Genomic DNA, 2643 nt, shown 5'->3' with positions numbered 1-2643 from the left:
CAACGTCTCCAGACGCGTCGACGGCGTGAACTTGAAAAATGCGCTTGGCCAGATCAAGGCCCACGGTGGTAATCTGCATGGCGGATGGCTCCTTAGCTCGGGTTGCCTGACAGCAAACCCACTGTGGCACTGTGATGCCGGGAGCGGGAGCCATCCACCTCATCTGCTTTGGTCGGCGCCGCGGGCGCTTCGTCCTTTGCCTTCTTGACCATCACCGAGACGGTCACACCGGACTTCTCGCGCGGCTTCCGGGTTGGGGTGCTGTTGTCGACGCTGGGTGCCGTATCGGCGGCTTCCGCATTGTCGGCCTTCATAGTGGTGTTGTTGAGGATAGACATTTCAATTCTCCGTCAGTTCGAAGCCCGGACCATTCCGGCGCTTGTACTGACCGAAGCCCGCTGTCCTGGCGGGCTGGAGATTCTGCTCGGTCTTAATCCTCTGCTCTTCTGCTGCGCTGGGAACACCAATGCTTCGTTGTCATATGAAGTCCAGTCGAATGTCGCCCCCTCTGGTTATTCGACAGGTTCCCCCTTGGGCTGCTTTGCGCCTCATGTCGGCCGTAGAGGGTGCCCTTGCCGCTGCCCAAATGCAGACTTCGCCGACGGCGAAGCTGTAGGTCGGGGCGCGGACCAAGCCGACCTTTTCTGGCGCGTTCCCTAACCGCTCGTTCGCGCCCTAGCCGGAGTCGACCCATTCGCAAGCCGTTTGCATGGGGAGCCTGAAAGCTCCCCTGCTGCCCTTAGCGTCTTTGCGAGCAATCGCCAGTACAGAAATTGCAGGGCGAGCGATCAGCCCTTGTCCGCCGGCTAGCCGCTGGTCGTCGAAGGGATGCGGGCGATGACCTTGATCTCGAAATCAAAGCCGGCAAGCCAGTTGACGCCTACTGCCGTCCAGTTCGGATAGGGAGGTCCGCCGATCTCTTCCGCCCGAACGGCCAGCACCGTTGCGATCTGGTCGTCCGGGTTAGTGTGGAAGGTGGTGACGTCGACAACGTCATCGAATCTACACCCGGCGGCGGCCAAGACCTCGCGCAGGTTGGCAAAGGCCCGCCGAACCTGATCCTCGAATACGGGCTCGGGCGAGCCGTCCTCACGGCTCCCGACCTGACCCGACACGAAGAGAAGATCGCCGGAGCGAATGGCCGCGGAATATCGATGAATATCGTATAACGCGTGGCGTTTGGCCGGATAGATGGCGTCACGTGCAGGCATTTCGTGTTCCTTTCTGTCTTGATAATGGGAGCGGACCGGCAGCGGGCCGGGCCGGGGGATCTCCGAGTTGATACAAGCAGGAGATAGGCAATCGCATTACGCGCATTAGCCGTTGAAATCGGCATGAGGTGATGCAAAATTACCATCAATGTCCCGCCCGTCCCTCAACGATCTCACAGCCTTCGTGGCCGTTGCCACGCACCGCAGCTTCCGCCGCGCAGCGGACGAGATCGGCACGGCGCCTTCCACGTTGAGCCATGCGATGCGAGCGCTCGAGGAACGCATGGGCGTGCGCCTTCTGAACCGCACCACACGCAGCGTCTGGCCGACGGAAGCCGGTTTCCAACTGCTCGGCCGCCTTCAGCCGGCGCTCGCCTCACTGGACGAGGCGCTCGACAGCGTCGCAGGGTTCCGGGGCAATGTTGCGGGAACGGTCCGCATCAACGCACCGCGACTGGTGGTTGGGTTTCTCGTTCGCGGGGTTCTACCGCAGATGGCGGAGCTCCATCCTGACGTGACTTTGGACATCGTCGTCGAGGGGCGACTCATCGACATCGTGTCCAGCGGGTTCGATGCCGGCGTGCGCCTCCTCGGATCGGTCCCCAAGGACATGATCGCCGTGCCGCTTGCACGCCCCCTGACGTTCATCTGTGTCGCCTCGACCGACTATCTCGACCGCTTCGGCGAGCCGGGAACCCGGAGGAATTGCAGCGCCACCATTGCATCGGCCACCGGATGCCCAACGGCAAATTCTATCGATGGGAGTTCGAACGCGCCGGCCAGGAACTCGTGATTGACGCTAACGGCCACATCGTTCTTGATGACGAGGAGCTAATGGTCGAAGCCGCAATAAAGGGTCTAGGAATCGCCTATGTGGCGGATTGGGCCGCCGAAGCGGCCATGTCCGATGGACGGATACGCAAGGTCCTAACCAGGTGGATGCCCGCTTCGGAAGACGTTGCGGTCTACTATCCCGGACATCGAGCCGTGCCGCCGGCACTGCGGGTTTTTCTCGACGTCGTCAAAGACCTGCGGAAGAGAGAACCTTAACCAGAGCGACGAGGGGCCGCGCCATGACTGGTCGTGGGCCAGAGGATTGGGATTGCTCAGTTCATTCCTAATGCGCCAACGAACCAGTGTCCTGCCTCAGATCGTAGTGCGGAAGACCTACATTGGCCAATAACCAGTTTCGATCGGTCAGGCTGAAGCAGGCGATGACGCAAGTTGGGTCGTCAACGCAACGGCAGCTTGTCGACAGCATCATTCCGGAAGCTGTCGGACCACTTCCGGCCCCGAGGCTGCCGAGCTCGCCTATGGTCCGGATGGAGCGCGAGCGAAGAAGACCTCCTCCTTCGCCACCACGCTCTATCCCGACGCCAATGTCGAGATCAATCCGGCGACGCCGGGAGCGGAGGTCTACACGCGCTATCCG

2 protein-coding genes and 1 pseudogene are annotated in these 2643 nt (G+C 61.4%); 1 reads left to right on the top strand and 2 read right to left on the bottom strand.

The genetic code is table 11. The annotated features are described in order from the left end of the window. Positions 1–92: 92 nt before the first annotated feature. Together ACFX5Q_RS34660 and ACFX5Q_RS34655 are read right to left on the bottom strand one after the other, a co-directional pair. Positions 93–338 (bottom strand): hypothetical protein, encoded by a 246-nt coding sequence (locus tag ACFX5Q_RS34660; RefSeq protein ID WP_404285041.1) that lies wholly within the window; start codon positions 336–338, stop codon positions 93–95. A 468-nt stretch (positions 339–806) separates the two neighbouring features. Continuing rightward, positions 807–1211: a RidA family protein gene (locus ACFX5Q_RS34655; RefSeq protein ID WP_404285040.1), complete on the bottom strand. Its 405-nt coding sequence runs from the start codon at positions 1209–1211 to the stop codon at positions 807–809. 148 nt (positions 1212–1359) lie between these two features. On the opposite strand from ACFX5Q_RS34655, the pseudogene ACFX5Q_RS34650 reads away from it, so the two are divergent. After that, positions 1360–2261 (top strand): annotated as a pseudogene (locus tag ACFX5Q_RS34650) (LysR family transcriptional regulator). Positions 2262–2643: the final 382 nt, after the last annotated feature.

It is taken from the genome of Mesorhizobium sp. IMUNJ 23033, from assembly GCF_044778005.1.
Lineage (GTDB): Bacteria > Pseudomonadota > Alphaproteobacteria > Rhizobiales > Rhizobiaceae > Mesorhizobium > Mesorhizobium amorphae_A.
The sequence above is the reverse complement of the archived record's forward strand: the minus strand, read 5'-3'. Positions and strand labels throughout refer to the sequence as shown.